This window comes from Actinocorallia lasiicapitis (genome assembly GCF_054778695.1).
The window spans coordinates 1-1,512 of sequence record NZ_BAAGZI010000695.1 but is presented as its reverse complement, the minus strand read 5'-3'; the positions used below and the strand labels follow the sequence as shown (position 1 = coordinate 1,512).

2 protein-coding genes are annotated in these 1,512 nt (G+C 73.5%); one reads left to right on the top strand and one right to left on the bottom strand.

Annotated features, from left to right (window positions below; genetic code table 11):
* Positions 1-1,238 (top strand): amylo-alpha-1,6-glucosidase (locus tag ACYVE7_RS33865; protein ID WP_460370641.1); only part of this gene is annotated, 1,238 nt, incomplete at its 5' end.
* Here ACYVE7_RS33865 and ACYVE7_RS33860 read toward each other — a convergent pair.
* Positions 1,204-1,512 (bottom strand): response regulator transcription factor (locus tag ACYVE7_RS33860; RefSeq protein ID WP_460370639.1); only part of this gene is annotated, 309 nt, incomplete at its 5' end. The two genes, ACYVE7_RS33865 and ACYVE7_RS33860, sit on opposite strands and share 35 nt — an antisense overlap.

Here is a 1,512-nt window from a genome sequence, read left to right as displayed (position 1 = left end):
CCGACCGCGCCTGGTCGGGGCCGGCCGTCGCCGCCGCGGCCGAAGCCCGCTGGCAGGACTGGGCGCGCCGCCTGCCGAAGGTCCGCGACGACCTGTACGACCGCGCCCTCATGGCCTGGTGGACCCTCTACGCCAACCTGCTCACCATCGACGGACGCGAAGGCGTCGTGCCGTCCAAATACGGCTATGTCGGCCTCTGGAACTGGGATGCGGTCTTCCACTCCCTGGCCCTGCGGCACGCCGACCCCGCCCTGGCCCGCGCCCAGCTCGACGCCTTCCTCGACCACCAGCTCCCCGACGGTCGGCTCCCCGACGTGGTGCACGACCACGGGATCCTCGCCGAGACCACCGACCTGCCCCGCGCCGACCACGAACGGCTGGCCCGCCACGTCGGCTCGGCCAACGGGAACGCGCCGAAACCGGAGCCCGTCCCGGTGACGAAACCGCCGCTCATGGCGTGGGCCGTCTGGCGGATCCACACCACCGACCCCGACCGCGGCTATCTGGCGCGCGTCTATCCGCGGCTCGTCGCGGCACAGCGCTGGTGGTTCACCGCCTCCGACCCCGACGGCGACGGGCTGCCCGAATATCTGCACCCCTACTCATCGGGGCTCGACGACAGCCCCGTCTGGGACTACGGGCCGTCCGGCGCGTTCCCCTGCCTGGCCTCCTACCTGATCCTCCAGTACGACTGCCTCGCCGAGATCGCCGACGCTCTGCACCTGCCCGACGAGGCGGACGGCTGGCGGACCGAGGCGGCGGCCCTGACCGCGCGGCTGCTCAGGCTCCGCTGGGACGGCCACCGCTTCACGACCGTCATCGGCGGCGCGCCGGTCGACGTCAGGACCTCGATGGAGCTGATGCCGCTGCTCACCGGCCGGCTGCCCGCAGACGTCGCGGGACGGCTCCGCGACGAGCTGCGCTCCCCGCACTTCTGGGGCGAACGTCCCGTCCCGACCGTCGCGTTCACCGATCCGGCGTTCGACCCGGAGGCGATGTGGCGCGGCCCGGTCTGGGTGAACGTCAACCATCTGCTGGTCGAGGGGCTGCACCGGTCCGGGTTCGCGGCGGACGCGGCCGAGCTGCGCGAACGGACCCTGGCGATGGTCAGGGACGGCGGCGGCCTCTACGAGTACTGGAATCCGCTGACCGGCGCGAAGGCGGGCCGCGCGACCAGCGGGTTCGGCTGGTCGGCGGCGCTGTTCATCGAGCTGGCCGTCGCTGACGCCGCATCTTGAGCAGCCGGTGGAGCTGGGAGCGGTCGGCGGGCAGCCCGGCCCGCTCGTAGACGGCCGTCAGATGGTTGTCGACGGTCCGCTTGGAGATGCTCAGCCGGTCGGCGATCTCCCGGTTGGTGAGGTTCTCGGCGGCGAGCCGCACCACCTCCCACTGGCGGGCGGTGAGATCCGGGCCGCCCAGCGCGCGCAGCGGCGGGGTGTCGGCGTCCTCGCACCCGGCCAGGTACTCCAGGGCAGCGGTCTCGGCGCGGCGCTGCGCGCGGTCGTCCCGCCG